This is a genomic window from uncultured Cytophaga sp. (genome assembly GCF_937863595.1).
Taxonomy (GTDB): domain Bacteria; phylum Bacteroidota; class Bacteroidia; order Cytophagales; family Cytophagaceae; genus Cytophaga.
In genome coordinates this window covers 1-25,189 of record NZ_CALMGQ010000183.1, presented here as the reverse complement: position 1 = coordinate 25,189, position 25,189 = coordinate 1, and the positions used below count along the sequence as shown (strand labels likewise).

Here is a 25,189-nt window from a genome sequence, read left to right as displayed (position 1 = left end):
CCGACGAATCCCAATTCAGACAATTGCTAGACACCAGTCCCGCTGCGCTAAAGACTCGCCATGTGGAGCTTTAGGATTTCAATATTAATTCTTTAAACCACTCTTCAAGTTTTTCATCATCTAGTAAAAAGACATCAGAATCAGAAAGAATTATTTTATTTAATAGTACTCTAGTTAATTCATCTAGTTCTTTACTAATAGGAATTAAGTCTTCTTTGGATTTGTGTTTTTTATTTAGTTTTTGACCATGTACAAACTTTGATCTAATATCATAACCAGTTTTTATAATCTTGAAATTATTTAATTTTTCAGCAATGCTTCCTGCTAAATATAGTGTTGCTCGTTCAGTAACTTTATGTGAGATTTCACCATCTGAAGTAGTAAATAGAGCTTCATATATTGCTATGTAAAAAGTTATTTTTATTGGCAGATATGATTTACTACGGGCTAATTGAAGAAAAAGTATAGCTCTATCAATTCTATTTTGTGAATTATATATAATAGAATTGAAATCGCCCTCATCAATTTTATAATGGTCTTCAATATGTTTGGGAAGACCAGTTATTTCATTTTTTTTTAACTCAGTTTGACTTAACGTCTGAAGTCTATGAAAAATATTTTTAGCAGATTCTAAATCTGAAATGTTAAATAATGTCTCTAAATACTCTCCGCTTGCATTACTGTAAAGAATATTTCTGATTCTGGATAATGCCATTTTTCGCTGAGGAATATATGTATATAAATATTCTGTGTTAGCACTATTGTCCTTTATAAACCACAAACAAAGCATGAAATACTGTAATGCCTCTAATTTTTTTTCAGATAATCGATCTTCATTTAGAATATTTGTTTGGTTCAAAAAATAGCTGCTATCATTTGTGGAAATGAAATAAGGGTATTTTTCTAACATTGGAAACGCATTTGTTCCAACTCTTTCATAAAATGCTGGATAAAAAAACGATCTATGCAACAGGGTACGGTCTTTTGAAAGAATAAAATCATGAATGGAAAAATTCAAAACGGTTTCGTCAATTAAAAAATACCTGTGTCCACAAACTAGTCTAATTTCCATATTTGTTAAAATTAAAATTCCCCAAAAACAAACCCCAGCCTTTTCAGACCGGGGTTTGCATTATAAATGTTAGACAGAACCTATCCGCTGCAGCTCTCACAACCTTCAGGGTTATCTAGAGAGCACGCCATGTCTTGTGCCTTCTTCTCTGCTTCAGAAATAGTAAGTGCTGTGATTTGCACCTCTGCTTGCTTCTCTACAGTGAATTGGATTGCATTGGCTGCAGATTTCGTTCTTAAGTAGTACATACCTGTTTTCAAACCTTTTTTCCAAGCGTAGAAGTGCATAGAAGTAAGTTTACCGAAGTTTACATCCGTCATAAAGATGTTTAAGCTTTGGCTTTGGCAGATGTATGCGCCACGGTCAGCAGACATTTCAATCAAGGTTTTACCTTTAATTTCCCATGCTGTTTTGTATAGGTCTTTTAAGTTTTGAGGGATGTCGTTGATGTTTTGTACAGAACCGTTCATTTCGATTAGTCTGTTTTTCATCTTGTCGTTCCACAAGTTCAACTTAATTAAGTCTTTTAATAAGTGTTTGTTTACCACTACAAATTCACCAGACAATACTCTACGTGTGTAGATGTTTGATGTGTATGGCTCAAAACATTCGTTGTTACCAAGAATCTGAGACGTAGAAGCTGTAGGCATTGGCGCAACCAATAAGGAGTTACGTACACCGTGTTTCTTCACTTCGCGTTTCAACGCTTCCCAGTCATAACGACCAGATGTAGGCGTTACACCCCACATATCAAATTGGAAAATTCCTTTTGATACCGGAGAACCTTTAAATGTTTCGTACGGTCCAAGTTTCGCAGAAAGATCTTTAGACGCCGTCATGGCAGCGTAGTAAATCGTTTCGTGAATATCAATGTTTAACTGACGTGCTTCTTCCGATTCAAATGGCATACGCATCATAATAAATGCATCTGCTAAACCTTGTACACCCAATCCAATCGGACGGTGACGTTTGTTCGACTTCTCTGCTTCCGGAACAGGGTAGTAGTTGACATCGATAATCTTGTTCAAGTTTAATGTTGCTACATAGGTAACATCATATAACTTTTGGTGATTAAACTTACCGTCGATTACATATTTTGGAAGCGCAATAGAAGCAAGGTTACAAACCGCTACTTCGTCTGGTGCTGTATATTCTAAAATCTCTGTACATAAGTTTGAAGACTTAATCGTACCTAAATTTTTCTGATTTGATTTGCGGTTGGCAGCATCTTTGAATAACATGTACGGTGTACCTGTTTCAACTTGTGCTTCTAAAATTGCAAACCAAAGTTCTTGTGCTTTGATTGTTTTACGTGCACGACCTTCTTTCTCGTATTTTTCATACAAGGCTTCAAAGTCTTTACCGTAAACCTCTGCAAGACCTGGCGCTTCTTTCGGGCAGAATAAGGACCATTCGCCATTGTCTTCTACACGTTGCATGAACAAATCAGAAATCCACATAGCGTAGAACAAATCACGCGCACGCATTTCTTCTTTACCGTGGTTTTTTCTTAAGTCTAAGAATTCAAAGACATCTGCATGCCAAGGTTCAAGGTAGATAGCAAACGCCCCTTTACGTTTTCCGCCACCTTGATCTACATAACGTGCTGTATCATTAAATACACGCAACATTGGGATGATACCGTTAGAAGTACCGTTGGTGCCTTTAATGTAAGAACCTGTTGCACGAATATTGTGAATGCTTAGACCAATACCACCCGCAGATTGAGAGATCTTTGCACATTGTTTCAATGTTTCGTAAATACCGTCAATAGAATCGTCTTGAGTTGTTAGTAGGAAACAAGAAGATAATTGAGGCTTGGGAGTACCTGAGTTAAACAAGGTAGGCGTAGCGTGTGTGAACCAACGTTCAGACATTAAATTGTACGTCTCCAATGTTGCATCAAGGTCGCCTGCGTGAATACCACAAGACACACGCATAATCATGTGTTGCGGACGTTCAACAATTTTACCATCTACTTTTAATAGGTATGATTTTTCAAGTGTTTTAAAACCGAAATAATCATAGCCATAATCGCGATCGTAAATAATAGCTGAATCTAAGATAGAAGCATTCTTACGAATAAATTCATACACCTCGTTTGAGATCATAGACGCATTTTCACCCGTCTTAGGATCTATGTAGGTATACAAACGCTTCATGGTGTTTGCAAAGGACTTACTTGTTTTCTTATGTAAGTTAGAAACTGCAATTCTGGCTGCAAGCGTAGCGTAATCAGGGTGTTTGGTAGTCATCGAAGCAGCAGTTTCTGCAGCCAAGTGATCCAATTCTTCCGTCGTTACACCATCGTATAAGCCGTCAATCACGCGTTTCGCAACGGATGTTGGGTCAACATAGTTCATATCCAAACCGTAGCAAAGACGCTCGATGCGGGATGTGATTTTGTCAAATTTTACAGACTCGCGTCTGCCGTCTCGTTTTAGTACTAACATAAGAAAAAAGCTAAATTATTAAGTGTTGTTAATTGGGTATTGGTATTTATCATATTTTTAAAAGTCTTCATCCAGACTAAATTTTTGCGAATCTTTTTCAGACATAACGCCTGCTTTTTGATATTCAGAAACTCTTTTTTCAAAGAAGTTTGTTTTACCTTCCAACGAAATCATTTCCATGAAATCAAATGGGTTGGTAGCGTTGTATTGTTTTGGTGCACCTAAAGCAACGAGCAGTCTATCCGCTACAAACTCAATGTATTGTTGCATCAAACGTGCGTTCATCCCAATCAAATCAACCGGTAGAGAATCTGTAACAAATTCTTTTTCGATTTCAACCGCTTCCATGATAATTTCTATCACACGTTCAACCGGAAGCTTATTGTTAATATACTTAGTATACAGCAAACAAGCAAAATCGCAGTGCAATCCTTCGTCTCTAGAGATCAATTCATTGGAGAAACTTAAACCTGGCATCAAACCACGTTTTTTCAACCAGAAGATAGAGCAGAACGAGCCAGAGAAGAAAATGCCTTCTACAGCAGCAAAAGCAATGATATTTTCAATAAAAGAACCGTTGTCGATGAAACGAAGCGCCCAATCTGCTTTTTTCTTCACACAAGGAACCGTATCTATGGCATTAAATAGACGATCTTTTTCTTTCGAATCTTTAATATAGGTATCAATTAACAACGAATAGGTTTCAGAATGGATGTTTTCCATCATGATTTGAAATCCGTAAAAGCACTTAGCTTCAGGGATTTGAACCTTTTCAAGGAAGTTAACTGCTAAGTTTTCATTTACAATACCATCACTTGCAGCAAAGAATGCCAACACGTGAGAGATAAAGTGACGTTCACCATCGTTCAAGTTTGCCCAGTCGATTAAGTCTTGAGAAAGATCGATTTCTTCCGCAGTCCAGAAACTAGCTTCTTCTTGTTTATACATCGCCCAGATGTCGTCATGCTTAATAGGAAACAGTACGAATCTGTTCTTATTTTCTTTTAATAATGGCTCTTCTAGTAGACTCATAATAGCGTACGTTTGTATGTCATACAGTTTGTATAACATGTGTTAATCAAATAAAGTTTTTAAACAGCGTCTATAAGGCTGTATATGATTGTTGTAACATGTATTTGAACAGCATTTGCGAATTCTCAATTTATTAGTAACAGCCCGTGTTTACTAGTATTGTGGTAGATTTTACAAATGTAATAGATCAAAAAAGAATTACTTGACTAGCCCGATTGGCACTTTACAAAAATGCTAAAAATGGCACTGAAAACCAAAGTGGATGCAAATACTGTTTTCCACATTTCAGCCTGTAATAAAATCGAGAAAAAACAAGATTGGCTGGCATACAGATTGATACAAAAAAGTGAATATTTCACACTGCTTTTTTGGGTGATAGAGGCACTTTTTAGATGAGATGAAACTTTTCCACAGAATGCAACCTAGAATAAATTCGCACGAAGGGTTGGTTCTTTAATTGAGAACCCGTACATTTGCAGTCCTAATTATTAAAATTAAACCAAAAGAATCATGTACGCAATTGTAGAAATTGGAGGCAAGCAGTACAAAGTAGCAAAGGATCATTTTATCTATGTTTACAGATTGCAAGGAGCAGAAGGCTCGTCTGTAACGTTTGATAACGTTCTTTTACTCGCCGACAATAGCCAATTCCAGGTAGGCGCACCCACTGTAGCTGGTGCTAAAGTAACTGGTAAAATCCTTGAACATCTTAAAGATGATAAAGTAACTGCTTTCAAAAAGAAACGTAGAAAAGGATATAGAAAAACTGTCGGTTTCCGTCAGTCATTAACTAAAGTTTTGATCGAAAACATCGCTTAATAATTAAATACCATGGCACACAAAAAAGGGGTTGGTAGTTCAAGAAACGGTCGTGAATCACATAGCAAGCGTCTAGGCGTAAAATTATTTGGTGGACAAGTAGCAATTGCTGGTAACATTATTATCAGACAACGCGGAACGCAACATCATCCAGGAGAAAATGTAGGTATCGGAAAAGATCATACATTATTCGCTTTAACGGATGGTATCGTAACATTCAGAAAAGGTCGTATGGATCGTTCATTCGTATCTGTTCTTCCTCCTGCAGAAGCAAAAGCATAAGTAAGTTTTCTTACTGAAATGTATAAAATAAAGAACTCCTGTCTACGCAAGTAGATTGGAGTTCTTTTGCTGTTGTATGGTTTAGAATTTTATTGTCTGAATTAAGATTTACAGGATTACAGGCAGTTGGATTTTGTACCCATGTAAAAACAAAGTCTCACCAAGAGGTATTTTTTTAAAAGAATTTCATCAAGCAAACTAAGCCAAATTCATTCTTATTAATCCTTAAATCAATTTAATCTTGATTCAGACAATTTTCCTTTTTTACTAGTTCTCTACTTAAAACGTATAGCCTACAATATTAAACCTGCTTTATAGCGTATCTTTACTTTTGGGTCAAAATTTCCGACCACTGACCACTTATATAAAATGCATTCAATCGCTACCCCTTTATTAATTTTATTATTCCTGTTCTGCTCTGCCATCATCTGGTTTGCGGGAACGAAGATTTCGTTTGCAATAGATATTATTTCAAAACACTTTGGAATAGGAGAGGCAATGGGCGGAATTATTTTTTTAGCCATTGTTACCAATCTTCCTGAAATTGCCATTACCTGTGTGGCTGCTTATAACGGACACATGGAAATTGCAGCCAGTAATATCTTGGGAGGCATTGCCATACAAACGGTTGTACTTTCCGTAATTGATGTATTTGGTGTTGGAAAGTCTGCGCCACTAACATATAGAGCATCTTCTGTCGAATTAATTATTGAAGGTCTCATTTTAATTTTTATTCTGACGCTTGTATTGATGGGGAAATTCATCTCTCCCAATATAATGGCATTCCATATCACACCCATTGAAATATTGATTTTTGCAGTATGGTTGTTTGGCATTTTCATTCTTTCGAAAAAAGATACCTTACCCAGTTTTTTACATGCTGTAAAAGATGTGCAGGAAGAAAAACCAAAACAAGCAGTGGATAGCGATCAAGAAACGTCGGGTTCCGTAAAGCCATCCATCATTTGGTTTAGTATCTGTGCGGTGTTAACGCTTCTTGCAGGATGGATGTTGGAGGTGAGTGGCGAAGAACTTGCAGGAAGGTTTAATATGAGTGGAGTTATTTTTGGAGCTACAATTCTTGCCGCATCTACATCCTTACCTGAAATTTCTACAGGCATTGCTTCTGCAAAATTAAAAGATTATCGTATGGCTATGAGCGATATTTTTGGTGGGAATGCATTTTTACCTTGCCTATTTTTATTAGGCTCTATCATAAGCGGGAAAGCTTTGATATCAAATCTTCAGCCTACGGATATGTTCTTAACGGGTTTGGGTATTTTACTCACAAGTATTTACATGATTGGTTTAATTTTTAGAAGAAAAACACAATTCGCCAGAATGGGCGTAGACTCTATTGCCGTTATTCTCGTATACATATTGGGAATTGTTGGCTTGGTGTATTTGGGTTAACCGTTTGATGGTATTGAAATAATTTGATTGATTTAATACAGAAATATATGATACGTATTATTTATTGTGTGCTACTCATGCATATATGGATTATAGAATCTAGTGCATCTGTCTATTACGTAAATCCAAGTAACGGTGGTTCAAATTCAAATTTAGGTTTGAATGGTTCGCCTTGGGCGACCATTCAAAAGGCAGCATCAACAGTTGAAGCAGGAGATACCGTGTATGTACAAGCAGGCACCTATACAGAAAAAATAACATTCGCCAACTCAGGTACAAGCGATGCATTAATTACTTTTATTGGTGTAGGAGCAGTAACGATACAAGAGCCGACAAATACATCCGTATGGTCTGGTACATTAAACCTCATTGCAAAAAGCTATATACGCATTCGAAATTTTTCCATTCAAAACGCTTATTGGTTTGGTATTTATGTTGAAGCCTGCGATCATATTTATTTAGAAAACAATAAAACCTTTAATACTGGGGCGTCGGGCATTAGTGTATGGAATTCATCGAATATCTTTGCTGCACACAATACTGTCCGAAAGGCTTGTTACCAAAGTCTTTCAACGGGTTCGCAAGAATGCATTACATTTTCTGGGGTATCTAATTTTGAAATTCATCACAACGAAGTCTTTGAAAGTGGCGGCTCTACAAATGGAGGTGAAGGCATTGATACAAAAGAAGCGTGCTCATTCGGAAAAGTTTATAATAACGTTGTGCATGATTTGGATCGCTTAGGGATTTATGCAGACAGTTGGGATAAAGAGTTGCATGATATTGAAATCTATAACAATCGTGTATTTAATTGTTCGGATGGTATTGTTATCTCCTCTGAAAATGGGGGTACTGCCAGCGCAATTAATATCTACAACAATATAACATATAACAATGATAATTTTGGAATCGTTGTTTCAAATTATGATTTGGATGGCCCTCGAAACGATATTCGTATTATGAACAACACCGTTTATAACAATGGATTTGGAGATGCGAATACGGCTTGGGGCGGAGGGATTATTGTCTACTCTACTAACGTTTCCAACATTTCAATCTTTAACAATATAGTCGCTTCAAATGATGCGATGCAAATATCAGACAAGTCGGGTGTGTCGAGCGTATCTGTTGACCATAATTTAATTCATGGATATAAAGGTCTCAATTGGACAAATGAAGTGAAGGGTATAAATGGTATTGAAGGTAATCCACTATTTGTAGATGTGGATGGTGTAGATAATATTGCCAATAATGTCGATGACAATCTGAATGTAGCCTTAGCGAGCCCTGCTATTAATGCAGGTGTTAATACCGATGCGCCCATATTCGACTTTGATGATTATAAAAGACCTGCTGAAGGTGTTGTGGATATGGGTGCCTATGAATCCAATAGTATTCCTTTGGCAATTGTAAAAAACAAAACAACCTTACCAACAGAGGAATTGGTTCAACTATATCCCAATCCCAATAATGGAGATTTTAAGTTGAAGTTAAATAGCCCCTTGGAGGCAATTGATATATTTGATTTAAACGGGAATAGAATTCAACAATATAGTAATGTGAATGTTGGAATAATAACTGTTTCCATCCATTCATCTGGCTTGTATTTAATTCGTGTTAACTCTGAATGCGGAAGTCAAACGCTTCGGATTGTTGTAAATTGATTTATTTACTCGTTCAATTCAAAATTCGTAGGGAATTCTTTACCGTAATACAATCCAATCCCTTGAGCCTGTAACGCCTTCGTTTGGTAGGCTACCACTTCATCGTCTGCTTGTCGATTGATAACTTTAAGTATAATAATGTATTGAATGTTATCCGGAAATTTTTCTGCCATACGTAAATAAATATCCAAATCATGTTGTGTATTATCACCCACGAGTATAAATTTATTCGTTGGGAAAAATCGAATGAGTTGGTTTAAGGTTGTTAATTTATGCAGTTCTTTTATAGGATATTTTTTACCAAGCAACACATCGCGTAGTTTGCGCATTTCCTTTAAGAATAAAGGTCCTTTGGGGAAGTTGTTGTGTTTTAAAAAACGAGATATAAGTGGGTATAAATTTTGCTCGCTGTTTGATAGATACATCGGGGCTACTCCTTTATTACAGAGATCATGAATCAATTTCATAGTAGGCTCTACTGCTATGCGTTTTTCCATAGCAGTAAACATGAGCGTAAGAAATTTACTGAACGAATTTGAAATGTACGAGTGAATAACTGTATCATCGATGTCGCTAATTAATATCGTATTCGAATGGAATGTATGAATTTCTAAATCATATAATTCCTTTAAGAATATTACCGACACACCGGCAACACGAATGTCTATGATGTTTTGCTGTCCAATAACTAAATCTGTCGTAACATAAAAAGATCCTTTAATATCTGTTGTAGTGATTACTTCTCCCGTATTGAAAATGATTTCAATAGGTTGTTCTGCAACAAATCGGGTGCGGTATAAAGAGAATAAAGTGAAAAATGTTTTAAATGAACTGAAGCCTGTAAAACTTAAATCTTTAATAAAGGAATGTGTGATGTGGCCAAATACCATCACTTTTTCTCCATTAGAGAGTGCGTATAAGCTTAGTAATATGGGTTGTCTTTGACTCAAGGTATTAAAATGGTTATAGCGGAAGGTAGGATTTCGATTTTCAAATAATCAACTTCTCCGATATATTCTCCATCGATTTGAAAATCTATTTTTTGATCGATAAATATTTCTGCAGTGCGACAACTAATCACGTCTTCAAACATGTGATTGTCTATATGAATATTGAATTTTGTAAGACCCGCTTTAATTGCATCGATCCAACTCAATTCGGCTATGTTGCGTATTTCAAATTTACCATCGTGCACAGAACCTTCGGTAATCTTAATGCCTGTACCATACATATTGGCATTCGCAAACGTAAGCATGTAGCCTTGCTGATCAATTGCATCAGCATCTGTTTTTATTGTGTAATGCAAAAGCGGCGTTTCTTTTACGGCTTGTGCAATGTGTTTTGCGTAACCGAGCATTCCACTGTCTCCAGCTGCACCATATTCTTTAACCATTTTAGCATTGATACCAATGTCTGCTAAATGCACACAAATATGTGTATCGTTTATGCGCAACATATCGAACGGCATCGGCCTTAACTTGGCAAATACATACTCAACCAAGTCATCCTCATTCGTGGGGATACTTAAAGAAATTGCTAATCCATTTGCAGAACCCAAAGGCAACAATAGTATAGGAATATTTTTGCCCAATAGATTCCTGGCTACTAATTGTATGGTGCCATCTCCGCCGCCTGCTGCAACCATATCTGGCTTATATAGCTCCAACTCATCCCGAATTAGTTTGTCGTCGCCCTTGCCTGTCGTATACAGTATGCTCGTAGAAATATGTTTCTGCGCAGCTACTTCTATTATACGTGCAAGGGTTGCTCTGCCGTTTCCAGCACCTGAATTGGGATTGATGACAAATAATATTCTCATATAGTTGTTGGACCTATACTAATATAAAAAAAAGGAGTGAAGAATGCTATGGGATGGGTATAAGGTGTAACGTTTTGTGTTTTAAGTGTAAATGTGTGAATATAGAAACTTGGTTTGAAAGCAGATGAAAACGAGTGGTCAGTGAAAAAGTGGTCAGTGATCAGAATAAAAGTGTGGATTCAGACACTGAAAACAAATATTTTGTAATGAATCGGAATGTATTTTTTAAATCAAGACTTCATTCGTGGTTCGTATGCTATTCTGCATTTAAGAGATGTCCGTTTAGCCTAACAAACGCTGAATGCCACCTAAGATGGTTTCAAACATGGCGGGTATTGTGCTTGGATATAAGATGCCAATAAAAGCAATACCTACAACTGCTCCGTAAAAGTGTGCAGAGTGGTTGATGTGATCTCTATTTTGTTTATCCATATAATAGGAATAGGCCAAATACAATATCCCAAATACAAATGCAGGCATTGGTATAAAGTAAATAAATATCAGATTAATGGGATGTAACAAAATAGATGCAAAAATTACTGCCGAGACAGCGCCCGATGCACCTAAGGATGCATAGTTGGAATTGTTTTTATATTTCAGATACGTTGGAATGTCTGAAATAACAATTGCCGCTAAGTACATAATAATGTACAAGCTAGTCCCCAGCCATGCTTCAACGATGTAACCAAAGAAGTATAGGGAAATCATATTGAAAATTAAATGCTTGTAGTCCGCATGAATAAAGCCAGAAGTAAGAAATCTGTAATATTCATTTTTACGTTCCACCCAATAAGGTGTTAGTATTAATTTATTCATTACCGTCGGATTGTTTATTGCTATATAGCTAATAACACAATTAATGATAATAATGATCAGTGTAATGGAGAACAATTGCATTTGCATAATAAAAGGTGTTTTGGGCTGCTTATTGTTCTCGGCCTATCAGTGTAAGTAAGTAATCTTTTAAGTAATGCTTGCGAAAAAGCGAGCCTTTAACTTTGTTTAAAGACGTAATCGCATCTTCAAAATAGAACTGAATGCGATGTTCTGTTTCTTCTTTAATTTCTAATTGATTGTAAATAGCAGTTACACCTTCAATCTTCGCTTTGTCCGAAATAGTTTTATCTGTAAGTAGACTTTCTAATTCTTTTTTTGTTTTGCCTGTTGCTTTTTCTAAAGCACGAATGAGTAAATACGTTTTTTTATTTGCAAGAATATCGCCGCCAACTTGTTTGCCAAATGTTGCTGCATCGCCATATACATCTAATAAATCATCTTTTAGTTGAAATCCAATACCAGCAGCAATACCTACATTTCGCAAATTGGTGCAACATTTTGCATCTGCGTCTCCTATTATTCCGCCAAGTTCCATACTGAAACCCAATAATACAGCAGTCTTCAAACGAATCATATTGATGTATGCATCGACAGAAATAGTTGAAAGCGATTCAAAATTCATATCGTATTGTTGTCCTTCACATACACCTGCTGCTGTTTCATTAAAGCGCTCCAATACATTTTTAAGATGCTTTTTATCTACACTAAGGAATTGTTTGTATGCTTCTACCAACATAACATCTCCTGAAAGAATTGCAATATTGGTGTTCCATTTTTCATGTACCGTTGCTTTACCTCTGCGAAGCGGAGCATTGTCCATGATGTCATCATGCATCAATGTGAAATTGTGAAATACTTCAACGGCAATTGCAGCATTCATATGTTGCTTGCAATCTTCATTGAAAATATAGCTAGAGAGCAAGGTTAGGAGTGGGCGTGTGCGCTTGCCTCCTAACTCCATGATGTAGCGAATGGGTTCGTATAATTCTATAGGTTCTTTTCCAAATTCAGCTTTTGATATCGCTTTTGTAATGTCTTTGGAAACTTGCTCTGTAGTCAGTAACATAGTATTTTAATTAATGCAATATTCAGAAACAGGGATGCGTGTATAAATCAATTATTGTTGCAAGAGCACAGATGTATTGATTTATCTTTTTGGCGATTGTGAACTATCACCGAAATCTAATGCGTCTCTATCTATATTTTTATTCGCAGGTCTATTTCCGTCCTTATTTCCGTCCTTATTTTTTACTAATTCTAAATCTATTGTTCTACGTTCTAAGTTTGTTGATTTAACAATTACTTGAACGGTATCGCCTAAGGTAATCATGCGCTTATTTTTCTTGCCAACGATTCTGTAGTTTTCCATATCTACTTCATAGAAGTCATCGTCTAAGTCTGCTAGTCGCACCATACCTTCGCATTTGGTGGATACGATTTCTACAAACATACCAAACTCAGTTACGCCAGAAACAACACCTTCAAATTCAACGCCTATGCTGCCTTGCATAAACTCAACTTGTTTGAATTTAATCGAACTACGTTCAGCTTCTGCAGCTAATTTTTCTTGTGCAGATGAATGTTCGCATGCATCAATGTAATAATCCTTGTCTGCAGATTTGCCTCCGTCTAAATAGTGTTGCAATAAACGATGCGCCATAACATCTGGGTATCTACGAATAGGAGAGGTGAAGTGCGAGTAATGTTTGAATGCCAAGCCAAAGTGCATGTCTGGTTGTATGCTGTAAATTGCTTTAGACATGGTACGTATCGCCAAACTTTGCAATACGTTTTGTTCTGGTTTGCCTTCTACTTCATCACTTAGTTTATTCAATTCTTTTGCAATGTTATCTTCGTCATCTAATATCACTGTATGACCAAAACGTTTTGCAAAATTAGAAAGTGTCGCAAGCTTCTCTGGGTTTGGTGCATCGTGTGTACGATAGACCATGGTATTTTTTTCTTTCCCTTTCAGATTGAAAACAAACTCCGCCACTTTTTTGTTTGCCAACAACATAAATTCTTCAATCAATTTATGCGCGTCTTTACGAACTTTAGGAACAACAGCTAATGGTTTTCCTTTTTCATCCAATTTGAATTTTACTTCAATGGTTTCAAAACTGATTGCGCCGTCTTTAAAGCGTTGCGCACGCATTTTTTTCGCAAGGGTATTTAGTATCGTTAATTCTTTTACTAAACTTCCTTCTTGCGTTTCTATTTCTTCTTGTGCTTGTTCGTAGCTAAATCTATGGTTGGAATGTATAATCGTTCTGCCAAACCACTCTGTATATATTTTACCTGTCGAATCCATTTCAAAGATTGCTGAAAACGTAAGTTTGTCTTCGTTAGGTCTAAGTGAACACAACTCGTTGGACAAGCGCTCTGGAAGCATTGGTACGCAACGATCTACTAAGTATACAGATGTTGCTCTGCGGTATGCTTCTTTATCTAAGATGTCGCCTGGATGTACGTAATGCGAAACATCGGCAATGTGAATTCCGATTTCCCAATTGCCATTTTCTAAATATTTAAAAGAAATAGCATCATCAAAATCTTTCGCATCTTCCGGATCTATGGTGAATGTTAAGGTATCGCGCATATCTCTGCGCTTCTTAATTTCAGCTTCGGTTATATCTTCTTTTATTTCTTGTGCTGCTTGAATTACTTGAGTAGGGAATTCGTAGGGCAAACCAAATTCTGCAAGTATGGCATGCATCTCGGTTTCATTCTCGCCAGCCATACCAAGCACTTCTGTAACTTTACCTGTAGGGCTTTTTTCTTCACGAGAACCCCATTCAACAATATCTACCAATACTTTTTCACCTGTCTTAGCACCCATGATGCTTTCTCTCGGAATGAAAATATCAACGTGCATTTTTCGTCCATCAGGAATTACGAATGCATGTCGTGCGGATACTTCAATGCGACCAACAAACGAGGTACGCTTGCGTTCAAGAATTTGCACTACTTCGCCTTCTGCACTTTTGGTACCTCTGCTACCGCTGCCACTGCGTTTGAATACAGATACACGCACAATGTCGCCATCTAGGGCAGATCCCATTTTGTTGCTGCTGATCCAGATGTCGCTTTTGTCTCCATCTCCTTGCGGTATAACATACCCAAATCGTGGATTTACAAAATCTACACGTCCTGTAATTAAGTCATCCGTTGATGCGGAGAAACTATACAAGGCAGATTTATCTCTTGAGATTGCTCCTTCTATGACCAATTCTTCCAATAAATCTTTTAAAGATTTCTTGTCTTTATCTCGAACGAGATGCAGTTTTTTGATTAATTCTTTATAGCTGAAAGGATTCTTTCTGCTATTGTTAAAAAATTTAATAATTTTTGATTTAAGGCTTTCTCCGCCTTTGTTTTCGCTTTGTTCTGTGTGTTTATTTCTCATGAAAAAGATTAGACTTTTTTCTTTCGTTTTGTTTGGGCTCGAATAATATCTTCGAGATTTTCTTTTGGTATGGAATGAATAAGTCGTTTAGTATATTCGGTTTGTGGATTTTTGTAGATGTCTTCTGCAAAACCCATTTCTTCAATTTTACCTTTATTCATTACAATGATTCTGTCCGACATAAACTTAACGACGGATAAATCATGTGATATAAAGATATAAGTAAAATTGAACTCTTCTTTTAATTCGTTCAATAAATTTAACACTTGTGCTTGAACGGACACGTCAAGTGCTGATACGGATTCATCGCAAATAATGAATTTTGGGTTTAATGCGAGTGCGCGCGCAATGCAAATACGTTGGCGCTGGCCACCCGAAAACTCATGGGGATAGCGATTGAATTGTTTACTATTTAGGTTTACACGTTCCAATAACTCAATCGCACGTATTTTTCGTGCATAATCCGAGTCTAATATATTGTGAATGCGCATAGGTTCAATAATTGTTTCACCTATTGTCATTCGTGGGTTTAAGGAAGAATACGGATCTTGGAAAATAATTTGTATGTCTTTTCGAAGTTCACGCAGCTGATTTGTTTTTAGAGCTAAAATGTCGATTCCCTCAAACTCAATAGATCCGTCTGTAGGGTCAATCAATCGAAGAATACTTCTACCTAAGGTCGTTTTACCACAACCCGATTCTCCTACCAAGCCAATTGTTTCACCAGGATACACATCAAAGCTTACATCGTCAACCGCCTTTACGTGATCTACGGTTTTATTGAAGATGCCTTTTTTGATTGGAAACCATAACTTCAGATTTCTGATTTTTAAAATAGGCTCTAATTTACATAAGGCTTGATTGCGTTCATCGATATCTTCATCCGAAACATAATTAAATAATATGGCTTCACCGATGGATGAGAATTTACGTTCCTTTTCTTGAAATTTCCCTTCCGCATCCATTTCCATAAAGTCGGATACTACAGGCAGTACTTTCAAACGAATATCCAATTTGGGTCTACACGCTAAAAGTCCTTTTGTATAGGGGTGTTTGGGATTGTTAAATATTTCGAATACCGTACCTTGTTCAACAATTTTGCCTTGATACATGACAATTACTTTATCCGCAATCTCTGCAACTACGCCCAAATCATGGGTTATAAAGAGAATGCCCATATTGTTTTCATCACGCAATTGCTGCATCAACTCTAAGATTCGCGCTTGTACCGTAACATCTAAGGCTGTAGTGGGCTCATCTGCAATCAATATAGAAGGATTGCAAGACATTGCCATTGCAATCATTACCCGCTGTTTTTGTCCACCCGATATTTGATGTGGATATGAATTGAAAATTGCTTCTGGTCGAGGCAATTCAACTTTCTCAAATAAGGCTATAGTTCTTTTCTTCGCTTCTTTTCTAGAAACTTTTTGGTGTAATTGAATGGCTTCCATTACTTGATCCCCGCAAGTATACACAGGGTTTAAGGAAGTCATTGGCTCTTGAAAAATCATGGAAATAGAATTTCCACGTTCAGTCTGCATTTCTTCACTACCTAGCTGAACGAGGTCAATGATGCCTTTTTGAGGATGATTAAATTCAATTGTTCCATGTGCAATTTTCCCAGGCGGATTGGGAATAAGCTTCATGAGAGATAATGCAGTAACGGATTTACCAGAACCTGATTCGCCTACAATGCCAATTGTTTCTCCTCTTTTTAAGGTAAAGCTCACATTATCAACAGCCTTAACTACTCCACGTTCTGTGCGAAAATGGGTGCTGAGATTGCTTACTTTTAATAAGAATTCTTCTTCCTTGTTATCAACCGATTGCTGCATTCGTGCTTCTCTTCAAAAACGATTATATGGTAATTTATTCTAAAATTGGCACAATGCAAATTGTTGAATAAAACGCTCTTTCTTTAAACGATTTTTTTATAAAAAGGTTTAACCCAAAAGATTGAATAAAACCATGAAATACAACTAACTGTGTAAAATCCCTTTTAGGCCTAATTGTGGAATTTGCACTAGATTTTGTTCAATTATTGTCTCGGGTACAAATATAAACTTTTTGTCATATATCTGTTTACCAATAAAATAACTAATCCAATATTCATTGTTTAAATGAAAAACAGATGGGTCAATCAATTCTATTTTCATGAAATTATTTGCCTCTACAATGGGGAATACATGTCGTAATACGGATGTTTCTTGCGGAAAACCATCTTTTATGCCGTATCCGCGGGAACGTACAAATACATTATCAATTGGGAAATCATTGCTATTAATGATGTACACATTCCAGGATACATTGTCCGAAACCTCTTGTGCTACGGCAATATATACACCTTCTACGTTAAGGAAAGGAATATCTTTTTTCATTCGATTTATTATTGGATGCGCATGTATTCTTAATGGATTATCAGCTGTTCATGCTTTTTCCGTGGTTGTATTTTTTCTACCAACCACCTACTAGTTTATTAAAATTATGAATGGTTTTTTAAAATTACGAGCACCCAGGACATTTTGTTATTATTTTTCGATGTGGGTGTAAATTTCTATTAACTACTTACTAAATTCTTTATACGACATTTTTTATATGATACTTAGAATAAACTGAACCCTTACTGCTAGTTAGTACGTTGTTATAGAAGTCTCAATGGTAATTTCAAACAGATCAACCAGATGTTTTACGAGTATTCGTTTTACATCCTCCATTGGAATGGAACGATTTAGTTCTGCAGCCATGGACGTAACTGCTTTATCATCAATTCCACAGGGGATGATATTTTTGAAGTAATGCAAATCAGGATTCACATTGAGCGCAAAACCATGCATGGTAACCCATCTGCTTGCTTTTACACCCATGGCGCATATTTTTCGGGCTTTTTTAATATCTTCAAAGCCAATCCAAACACCTGTAAGACCATCTATTCGTCCTGCAGGCAGATTAAATTCTGCTAATGTGCGGATAATTGCTTCTTCTAAATAGCGTAAATATTTATGAATGTCTGTGAAATAGCTATCTAAATCCAAAATAGGATAGCCTACTAATTGTCCGGGTCCGTGATAGGTGATATCACCTCCTCTATTAATTTCAAAATATTGAGCTTCAGCTTGTTTGAGCTCAGTTTCATTGATTAATAAATTTTCACGTTTACCACTTTTTCCCAAGGTGTAAACATGTGGATGTTCGCATAACAATAGATATCCTGAGGGCGCAATTTGATCGTCTTCAGGCAAATCTCTTAGTGCCAATTTCTTTTCTATAATTGAATTGAAAAGTTTTGTTTGATAGTCCCAGGTTTGCTGATAATCGACTATACCCAAATCTTCAATTAGTATATTTTTGTTTGTATTTTTATACATTGATCCACATTCAATACATAAAGATACAATTTTTTTATGGAGCATATACTAAAAGGCAAGGCAGGAGAGGATAAAGCATGTTTGTTTTTAATGGAACAGGGCTATGAAATATTGGAACGAAACTATCGATCTGGAAGAGGCGAAATTGATATTATAACAAAAACTTCAACATGCATCTGTTTTGTGGAGGTGAAATATCGCAAGCATAATAAATTCGGGTTCCCGGAAGTGTTTGTAACCGACAAGAAAATGCAAAAGATTATGCAGACAGCAGAGGCGTATGTTGTTGAGCATAATTGGAATGGGCGTATTCGGTTTGATGTAATTGCAATTACAGGAACAGAAAATCCTGTCCATATAATGGATGTAACTTAGACAAAGGTTTAAATAAATTGTATGTTGAATACTCACTTTTTTGAATTCAACGTGCTATTTCTTTGGTTTAAAAACTGCTTTCTATATCTTGCAACTATATTTTAATTTACAATGAGCACGTTATATCCATTACGATTTAAAACCATTTTCAAAGATAAAATTTGGGGTGGTTCTAAAATTAAGACTGTTTTAGGAAAAGATTTTTCACCGCTTCCCAATTGTGGTGAAACATGGGAGCTATCTGCTGTTTCGGAAGAGTCTTCCATTATTGAAAATGGTATTTTTGAAGGAGAGGATTTGAGTAAGCTGGTTAAAGAGCATGGCGCTGCTTTAATGGGAGAAAAAAATTACAAACGTTTTGGGAATGAATTTCCACTACTTATAAAGTTTATTGATGCGAATGCAGATTTAAGTATTCAGGTGCATCCCGATGATGCTATTGCTTCAGAAAGACATAATTGTGCTGGTAAAACAGAAATGTGGTATATTCTTGCAGCTGATGAAGCAGCACGATTGAATGTTGGTTTTAATAGAGAAACGAATAAAGAAGAGTATCTAGATTACTTAAATAAAGGTAAAATTTTAGATTTGTTGCATTACGAAACGGTTGCAGCAGGCGATGTGTTTTATTTACCCGCAGGTAGAATTCATTATATTGGAAGAGGGATTTTATTGGCTGAAATACAACAAACATCAGATATTACGTATCGCATTTATGATTTTGATCGAAAAGATGCGAAAGGAAATAAACGTGAATTGAACACAGATTTAGCTTTAGCTGCACTCGATTTTAGTTTTGAAGAGGAATACAAAACGAAATACGAAGCGGAAGAAAATATTCCTGTCAACTTAGTTGATTCCAAGTATTTCACGACAGACTTATTTGTTTTAACAGATGAAATTGAATTGGATTATTCGGAAACAGATATGTTCCGCATTTTTATTGTAGTGGAAGGAGATGTTATGATGACGACAAATAATAATACCTCTGAATTGCTAACCTTTGGGGATGTTGTGCTAATACCTGCTTCTGTAAAAGAATTATTATTTTCTCCTTTAGGGGAAGTGAAATTATTAGAAGTATATATTCCTTAATAGGTATAATAAATAATAGATTATTTCAATTGTAAAAAGTCCTAGCTAATTGTATTTAGCTAGGACTTTTTTTTAGATCTTGAAGTCTATTTTATAAGGCTATTCTACCATGTTCCCCTTCATCATATTCTTTGCCAGTAACAAATGCTTTAACCATGTTAAATGCAATGTTAATTTTGCTTGAAGAATTATCCCAATAACTGGCTTCAGTAGGAGTAACTTTAATTAATAATACTTCTGGATCATCTATACCTAATGGAAACCAAACTTTCATCATTGGGTTCCATAGTTCTTTCATTTTTCCATAATCGTAAGACAGCCTTGCAGTGCCGTTTACCATTAAATACATATTTTTTGATTCACTCATCATTACCAATGAGATATTCATATTTTGTTCAATTTCATCTACTTTCGGAGATGACATTTTAGCAAAAAACCACATGGTGCCATCTCCTTCAATTTTTGTAATACCCATTGGTCTACCAGAAAGATGTTCGGTATATTTTTCAATCGTAATGAGCATGCATGTATTCACTTCCTTTACAAGTTCTACTAATTTGTTTACTTGTTTTGCTGGAGTGTTTTTCATAGCTGTATTATTTAGTCTATGCAAATATCCATTTGTTACAGCAATTCGTTTTACATGATTCTGGCGAATGATTGTAAAAAAGTATGTTCTGCATAATAATTATGCACATTGAATTCGAAAAATATAAAAAAAGGTTTCGTAAATAATTTACGAAACCTTTTTTGTGTTACACCGCTGTTGTTTGCTGTTGGATTGCTTTTTGTGCTTCCTTTTGTCTTTTTATTTCGCGTTGCAACGCTCTTGCTGTTTGAGAAGAATCGCCTGGCATCCAGCCTGGAGGGCCAAATGCATACATGAATTTATGTCCCCAATTTGGAGTGCTTTTCATATCGTTCCAGATGTCTCTGTATTCGTGACCTAAAATAACCAAGGGATTGTAAGACTTTGGAGGATGCACTACGCCAAATTTGATTTCGATGTTTTTGTCATCCAATATTTCATGCGTACCAAATATTTTATCAAAAATATTTAAATAACCACCGTGATTTTTGTCCATGTATTCAACGTTTTGCGCATGGTGTACTTGATGTTGTTTGTGCGTATTCATGAACTTTTCAAAGAAACCCAAGTAGGGCATAAACTTGGTGTGTAATTGAAATTGCCATAAAGATTGAATGGATAAGCAAATCATTACCATAACCGGACTAAATCCAATTGCAGGCAACCACAACCAGAAGATCGGTTTGTAAATTAATGTTACCCAGCCGTTACGAATACCAGAGCCTAAATTGAAATTATCAGAAGAATGGTGCACAATATGCGCTGCCCATAAGCAACGGATAGTATGACTCAAACGATGGTACCAATAGTAGTTAAAATCATCACATACTTGACAAATAAGGAATATATACCAAGCCATTCCAAAAGAACTCCAACCAAAAAGATTGACAGATGCGGGATGGAAAAAATCATTCGCTACACCGTTAATGGGGGTATTAAAGAGATTGTATACGCCAATGAAAGCAGCAAAGGATAGAATCTTGGCAAATACCGCAACTACAACTGATCCGGCTCCCATTGAAACACTTGCACCAAAATCTTTCCATTGGTATAGTTCGGGATCATATTTTAAGCTTAAAACAATTTCTAATCCGATTAATAATACAAATGCTACAACACCATATGCTGCTATTGGATCATCGAATTTATAATCACCTTGAAGTTGGTGAAGGGCATCTACTATTGATTGAAACATGTTATGCGTAATTTTTAATTTATGTGCAATTTACTAAAAATGAGCAAAAATGTCCATGAAAAGTGAAATTTTGAGGTTGGGTTATTTATCTTATGTTAAAAAATGAATAAATAATACAAAATAATGAATATAAGTATGCTGTTGAATAATTAAATATTCGTAACTATACGATAGATTTTAACCATATTTTAAACACTTCAACCAAAAAACTTTTAAAATGAGAAATTCAATTCTTTCAATGTTACTTTTATTAGGTGTTCTTTCGCTGAGCAGCTGCAAAAAGCAAGAAATAGATCCTGCTCCTGAAAATAATAACAAACCTGTTTTTTATTGTGAGACAAAAAGTGCACTTGAGATCCAAACAGAAGACTTAGTAGAAGACTGCTATGTATTTGGCTATAATGGCGGTAATTCAGCCAATTTTGGCTCATCGCGCAATCTTCAAGTTGGAAGCTGGAGAGGAGTTGAGGATATTTATGGAATGTACTATGATAACATTATCTATTTAAAATTCGATTATGCGCAACTTCCCGCATCAGCTGTTATTGACAGAGCATTTATTACACTTTATGTAGATACATTCCGATACAATTCAATGCCTAAATATGTAACATACGGACATGATATTGAGGATGATACAAAAAAGATACAAGTTAGCAACGTAACAGGTGATTGGTCTGAATCAACATTGAATTATTTTAATCAGCCTTCTTCAAGTGCTGTATCAGCTACAATGACAGCTGTTACAAAAAATAAATTTGAAACATATAGTTTTGATGTAACAGAAATATTGAAGGAGCAATTAGCTTCAGGGAATAAAGGTTTTAAAATTGATATGCTAAATTTCTCAAGACATAATTTATTGAGGTTTGCATCATCTGAAAATGCATATCCATCTTTATGTCCTAAAATTACAATACTATACTAAAATCGAAAATGCTTTTTACGAACATAAAAATCGACTAAAAGTCAAATTTTTTATGTTCGTAAAAAGCATTTTTAATTCACTTTTTTATTTTTAAATGTAAGTATGCGTTCATACGCTTCGTTGATTCTGCTTTCTGGAATTTCGCCTGATAGAACTAATTTCTTAATAATAGCATGTATTTCAGATGCTTTCATTCTATCTGTCACACTTACATTGTTGCCAAAAACCAAAACATCTACTCCCGCTAAGATGGAAAGCTTTATAGCGTTTTCTTGTCCATAGTTTTTGCTGATTGCATACATTTGCATGTCATCTGAAAAAACTACGCCATCAAATCCCAACATGGTTCTTAATATATCTGTTACCATAATTTTAGATAAGGTGCCCGGCAATTTCGACGCATCTAAATGTTCGTTGATGATATGAGCAGTCATTACCGCATCGATATATCCGGAATCAATTAATGTTTTGTATGGAAGTAATTCAATGATGTTCCATTGATTGGTTACATCTACAATGCCTAGATGAGAATCAGAAGAAGAGCTGCCGTGACCTGGAAAATGCTTTACAATTGTTTTAACCCCATATGCGTGATGTGTCTGAATGCTTGCTGCTGCTTGTGTCGCAACAATTGCAGGGTCGGCAGAATAGCTTCTACCTACTTTTGCAATGATGGGATTGTTTGAATTTGTTGCTAAATCCAAACATGGAGCATAATTTAAATTGATGCCCAAGTTTTGTAATTGTTTTGCAAGTGCTGTAGTAAAATAAATAGTTGTATCGATATTGTTGAGCTTGCCTAAAAACTCTGCAGATGGCATGGATACAAAACCATATTTTTCTTTTAAACGGTGTACTTTACCACCTTCTTCGTCAATACTTATGAACAGTGGGGTAGGTGCATTGTTCTGTAAATCACTAATAAGCTTTTTTAATGTTTCCGCAGAATTTGAATTGGCTATATTTTTTTCAAATAAAATAATACCACCCATTTTGCCACTTTTGATTTCAGCAATTAATGAATCATTCGAAGGTAAACTTTTACGATCATTGATGCCAATCATAATCATTTGCCCAATTTTTTCATCTAAGCTTTTACCTATATAAAGAGGTTTCTTAACTTTTTCAATAGGGGCTTTTTTCTCTACCGCTGCAACTACAGTCAAGGGTTTGTCTTGCGTAACAACAGGTTGTTTTTTGCAGGAAATGAAAACCGAAAACAATAAAATGGAAAGGATTAGAATGGTGTTTTTCATAGTATAGATAGTTAAAAAAGAAACGTCAGGTATTCTTTACCTGACGTTTCTAAATTTGAACGAATGCGTATTATTTATTCTTTTTGTAGAAATTAATCAAGCCATTTGTAGAACTATCATGATTTGTAACGGGCGTAGCATCCTTCAATTCAGGAAGAATTGCGTTCGCTAATTGCTTACCCAATTCAACACCCCATTGGTCGAAGGCATTGATATTCCAAATTACACTTTGCGTATAAATCTTATGTTCGTACATCGCTATTAGCGAGCCTAAGGTAAAGGGCGTTAACTTTTTAAAGAAGATTGAGTTTGTAGGTCTGTTGCCTTCAAATACTTTATGATTTACTAATGCTGCAACATCTTCAGCAGATAAACCTGCTTTTTCTAATTCTACTTTTACTTCTGCAGCAGTTTTACCTTTCATTAAAGCTTCTGTTTGTGCAAAGAAATTAGCAAGCAATTTAGGATGATGATCGCCAATTGGGTTTTGACTTACAACTGGTGCTAAGAAATCGCACGGGATTAATTTTGTTCCTTGGTGAATCAATTGATAAAAGGCATGCTGTCCGTTTGTACCAGGCTCACCCCAAATAATTGGTCCTGTTTGGTAATTCACATCCGTACCATCTTTTGTTACATGTTTGCCATTACTTTCCATATCTCCTTGTTGGAAATATGCAGAGAAACGATGCATGTATTGGTCGTAAGGTAAAATGGCAAGCGTTTCAGCTTTATAGAAGTTATTGTACCAAACGCCCAACACGGCAAGAATAACGGGTATATTTTTAGAGAAAGGTGTTTCTTTAAAATGGTTGTCCATGGCATGTGCGCCACTTAATAATTCAATGTAATTGTCGTAACCAATATATAATGCGATAGACATACCGATGGCAGACCAAAGCGAGTAGCGACCACCAACCCAGTCCCAGAATTCGAACATGTTATTGGTATCAATACCAAAGGCTGCTACCAACTTGGCATTTGTAGAAAGTGCTATGAAATGTTTTGCAACGGTTGTTTCATCTTTAGCTGTTTTTAAAAACCAAGCTTTTGCAGATTCTGCATTGGTAATGGTTTCTTGCGTCGTAAACGTTTTGGATGCAATGATGAATAAAGTAGTTTCTGGATTTAAATGTTTTGTAATTTCTACAATGTGTGTACCATCTACATTCGAAACAAAATGTACATTTAATGTTTCAGAACCGTATGGTTTAAGTGCTTCTGTAACCATCACCGGACCTAAATCAGAACCACCAATACCGATGTTAACAATATCCGTAATAGATTTTCCTGTATAGCCTTTCCATGCCCCGCTGCGAACGTTTTCGCAGAAGCCTTTCATCTTATCTAATACCGCATTTATTTCTGGCATTACATCTTTACCATCCGAAAAAATAGGTGTATTGGAACGGTTGCGTAACGCTACGTGTAATACCGAACGTTTTTCAGTTGCATTGATTTTTTTACCCGTAAACATATCTTCGATTGCTTGCTTCAATCCAGCCTCTTCTGCTAATGCAAGTAATAACGACATGGTTTCGTCTGTAATTCTATTCTTTGAGTAATCGACTAAAATATCATTGAAT

22 protein-coding genes are annotated in these 25,189 nt (G+C 35.8%); 7 read left to right on the top strand and 15 right to left on the bottom strand.

The features are described from left to right. Positions 1-70: 70 nt before the first annotated feature. From Q0543_RS16235 to Q0543_RS16225, 3 genes are all read right to left on the bottom strand, one after another. On the bottom strand, positions 71-1,072 hold the full coding sequence (locus tag Q0543_RS16235) for a HEPN domain-containing protein (RefSeq protein WP_299255529.1): 1,002 nt from the start codon (positions 1,070-1,072) through the stop codon (positions 71-73). Between the two features lie 80 nt (positions 1,073-1,152). After that, entirely contained in the window at positions 1,153-3,525 is a 2,373-nt protein-coding gene (locus Q0543_RS16230) for a ribonucleoside-diphosphate reductase subunit alpha (RefSeq protein WP_299255527.1), read from the bottom strand. A gap of 57 nt (positions 3,526-3,582) precedes the next feature. After that, positions 3,583-4,557 (bottom strand): ribonucleoside-diphosphate reductase small subunit, encoded by a 975-nt coding sequence (locus Q0543_RS16225; RefSeq protein WP_299255525.1) that lies wholly within the window; start codon positions 4,555-4,557, stop codon positions 3,583-3,585. A gap of 510 nt (positions 4,558-5,067) precedes the next feature. Here Q0543_RS16225 and rplU point away from each other — a divergent pair. From rplU to Q0543_RS16205, 4 genes are all read left to right on the top strand, one after another. Beyond that, the gene (gene rplU / locus Q0543_RS16220) at positions 5,068-5,376 is read left to right on the top strand and encodes a 50S ribosomal protein L21 (RefSeq protein ID WP_299255523.1); all 309 of its coding nucleotides are present in this window, start codon (positions 5,068-5,070) and stop codon (positions 5,374-5,376) included. A gap of 12 nt (positions 5,377-5,388) precedes the next feature. Further along, entirely contained in the window at positions 5,389-5,658 is a 270-nt protein-coding gene (rpmA, locus tag Q0543_RS16215; protein ID WP_299255521.1) for a 50S ribosomal protein L27, read from the top strand. A gap of 369 nt (positions 5,659-6,027) precedes the next feature. Continuing rightward, positions 6,028-7,071 carry a sodium:calcium antiporter gene (locus tag Q0543_RS16210; RefSeq protein WP_299255519.1) on the top strand — a complete coding sequence of 348 codons (1,044 nt, stop codon included), beginning with the start codon at positions 6,028-6,030 and terminating at the stop codon, positions 7,069-7,071. Between the two features lie 47 nt (positions 7,072-7,118). Next, positions 7,119-8,735: a right-handed parallel beta-helix repeat-containing protein gene (locus tag Q0543_RS16205; RefSeq protein ID WP_299255517.1), complete on the top strand. Its 1,617-nt coding sequence runs from the start codon at positions 7,119-7,121 to the stop codon at positions 8,733-8,735. A 5-nt stretch (positions 8,736-8,740) separates the two neighbouring features. Here the strand turns inward: Q0543_RS16205 and Q0543_RS16200 are convergent, their stop codons facing one another. From Q0543_RS16200 to lipB, 8 genes are all read right to left on the bottom strand, one after another. Next, a complete protein-coding gene (locus Q0543_RS16200) occupies positions 8,741-9,685 on the bottom strand; it encodes an App1 family protein (protein WP_299255515.1) in 945 nt (314 codons plus the stop codon). After that, positions 9,682-10,554 carry a diacylglycerol kinase family protein gene (locus tag Q0543_RS16195; protein ID WP_299255513.1) on the bottom strand — a complete coding sequence of 291 codons (873 nt, stop codon included), beginning with the start codon at positions 10,552-10,554 and terminating at the stop codon, positions 9,682-9,684. Before Q0543_RS16195 ends, Q0543_RS16200 begins: the two co-directional genes overlap by 4 nt. 282 nt (positions 10,555-10,836) lie before the next feature. After that, entirely contained in the window at positions 10,837-11,451 is a 615-nt protein-coding gene (locus tag Q0543_RS16190; RefSeq protein ID WP_299255569.1) for a rhomboid family intramembrane serine protease, read from the bottom strand. Positions 11,452-11,479: 28 nt separating this feature from the next. Further along, entirely contained in the window at positions 11,480-12,457 is a 978-nt protein-coding gene (locus Q0543_RS16185) for a polyprenyl synthetase family protein (protein ID WP_299255511.1), read from the bottom strand. Between the two features lie 81 nt (positions 12,458-12,538). Continuing rightward, positions 12,539-14,797: a ribonuclease R gene (gene rnr, locus Q0543_RS16180; protein WP_299255509.1), complete on the bottom strand. Its 2,259-nt coding sequence runs from the start codon at positions 14,795-14,797 to the stop codon at positions 12,539-12,541. Positions 14,798-14,805: 8 nt separating this feature from the next. Further along, complete coding sequence (locus Q0543_RS16175) at positions 14,806-16,635, bottom strand: ABC transporter ATP-binding protein (protein WP_299255507.1); 1,830 nt, start codon at positions 16,633-16,635, stop codon at positions 14,806-14,808. 144 nt (positions 16,636-16,779) lie between these two features. Next, positions 16,780-17,178 carry a hypothetical protein gene (locus Q0543_RS16170; RefSeq protein ID WP_299255505.1) on the bottom strand — a complete coding sequence of 133 codons (399 nt, stop codon included), beginning with the start codon at positions 17,176-17,178 and terminating at the stop codon, positions 16,780-16,782. 252 nt (positions 17,179-17,430) lie between these two features. Then, the gene (lipB, locus tag Q0543_RS16165; protein ID WP_299255503.1) at positions 17,431-18,165 is read right to left on the bottom strand and encodes a lipoyl(octanoyl) transferase LipB; all 735 of its coding nucleotides are present in this window, start codon (positions 18,163-18,165) and stop codon (positions 17,431-17,433) included. Positions 18,166-18,201: 36 nt separating this feature from the next. On the opposite strand from lipB, the gene Q0543_RS16160 reads away from it, so the two are divergent. Both Q0543_RS16160 and Q0543_RS16155 read left to right on the top strand, forming a co-directional pair. Further along, positions 18,202-18,540 (top strand): YraN family protein, encoded by a 339-nt coding sequence (locus tag Q0543_RS16160; protein ID WP_299255501.1) that lies wholly within the window; start codon positions 18,202-18,204, stop codon positions 18,538-18,540. Between the two features lie 111 nt (positions 18,541-18,651). After that, on the top strand, positions 18,652-19,635 hold the full coding sequence (locus Q0543_RS16155; protein WP_299255499.1) for a type I phosphomannose isomerase catalytic subunit: 984 nt from the start codon (positions 18,652-18,654) through the stop codon (positions 19,633-19,635). Positions 19,636-19,726: 91 nt separating this feature from the next. Here the strand turns inward: Q0543_RS16155 and Q0543_RS16150 are convergent, their stop codons facing one another. Then, positions 19,727-20,224, bottom strand: coding sequence for a pyridoxamine 5'-phosphate oxidase family protein (locus Q0543_RS16150; RefSeq protein ID WP_299255497.1), 498 nt, complete (start codon positions 20,222-20,224; stop codon positions 19,727-19,729). Positions 20,225-20,390: 166 nt separating this feature from the next. Beyond that, a complete protein-coding gene (locus Q0543_RS16145; protein ID WP_299255495.1) occupies positions 20,391-21,419 on the bottom strand; it encodes a sterol desaturase family protein in 1,029 nt (342 codons plus the stop codon). A gap of 217 nt (positions 21,420-21,636) precedes the next feature. Here Q0543_RS16145 and Q0543_RS16140 point away from each other — a divergent pair, with 217 nt between their 5' ends. Continuing rightward, positions 21,637-22,347, top strand: a complete 711-nt coding sequence (locus Q0543_RS16140) for a DNRLRE domain-containing protein (RefSeq protein ID WP_299255493.1) — start codon at positions 21,637-21,639, stop codon at positions 22,345-22,347. 71 nt (positions 22,348-22,418) lie between these two features. Here Q0543_RS16140 and Q0543_RS16135 read toward each other — a convergent pair whose 3' ends face one another. Next, positions 22,419-23,603 carry a glycoside hydrolase family 3 N-terminal domain-containing protein gene (locus tag Q0543_RS16135; protein ID WP_299255491.1) on the bottom strand — a complete coding sequence of 395 codons (1,185 nt, stop codon included), beginning with the start codon at positions 23,601-23,603 and terminating at the stop codon, positions 22,419-22,421. A 70-nt stretch (positions 23,604-23,673) separates the two neighbouring features. Next, on the bottom strand, positions 23,674-25,189 hold a 1,516-nt coding region (pgi, locus tag Q0543_RS16130), incomplete at its 5' end, for a glucose-6-phosphate isomerase (protein ID WP_299255489.1).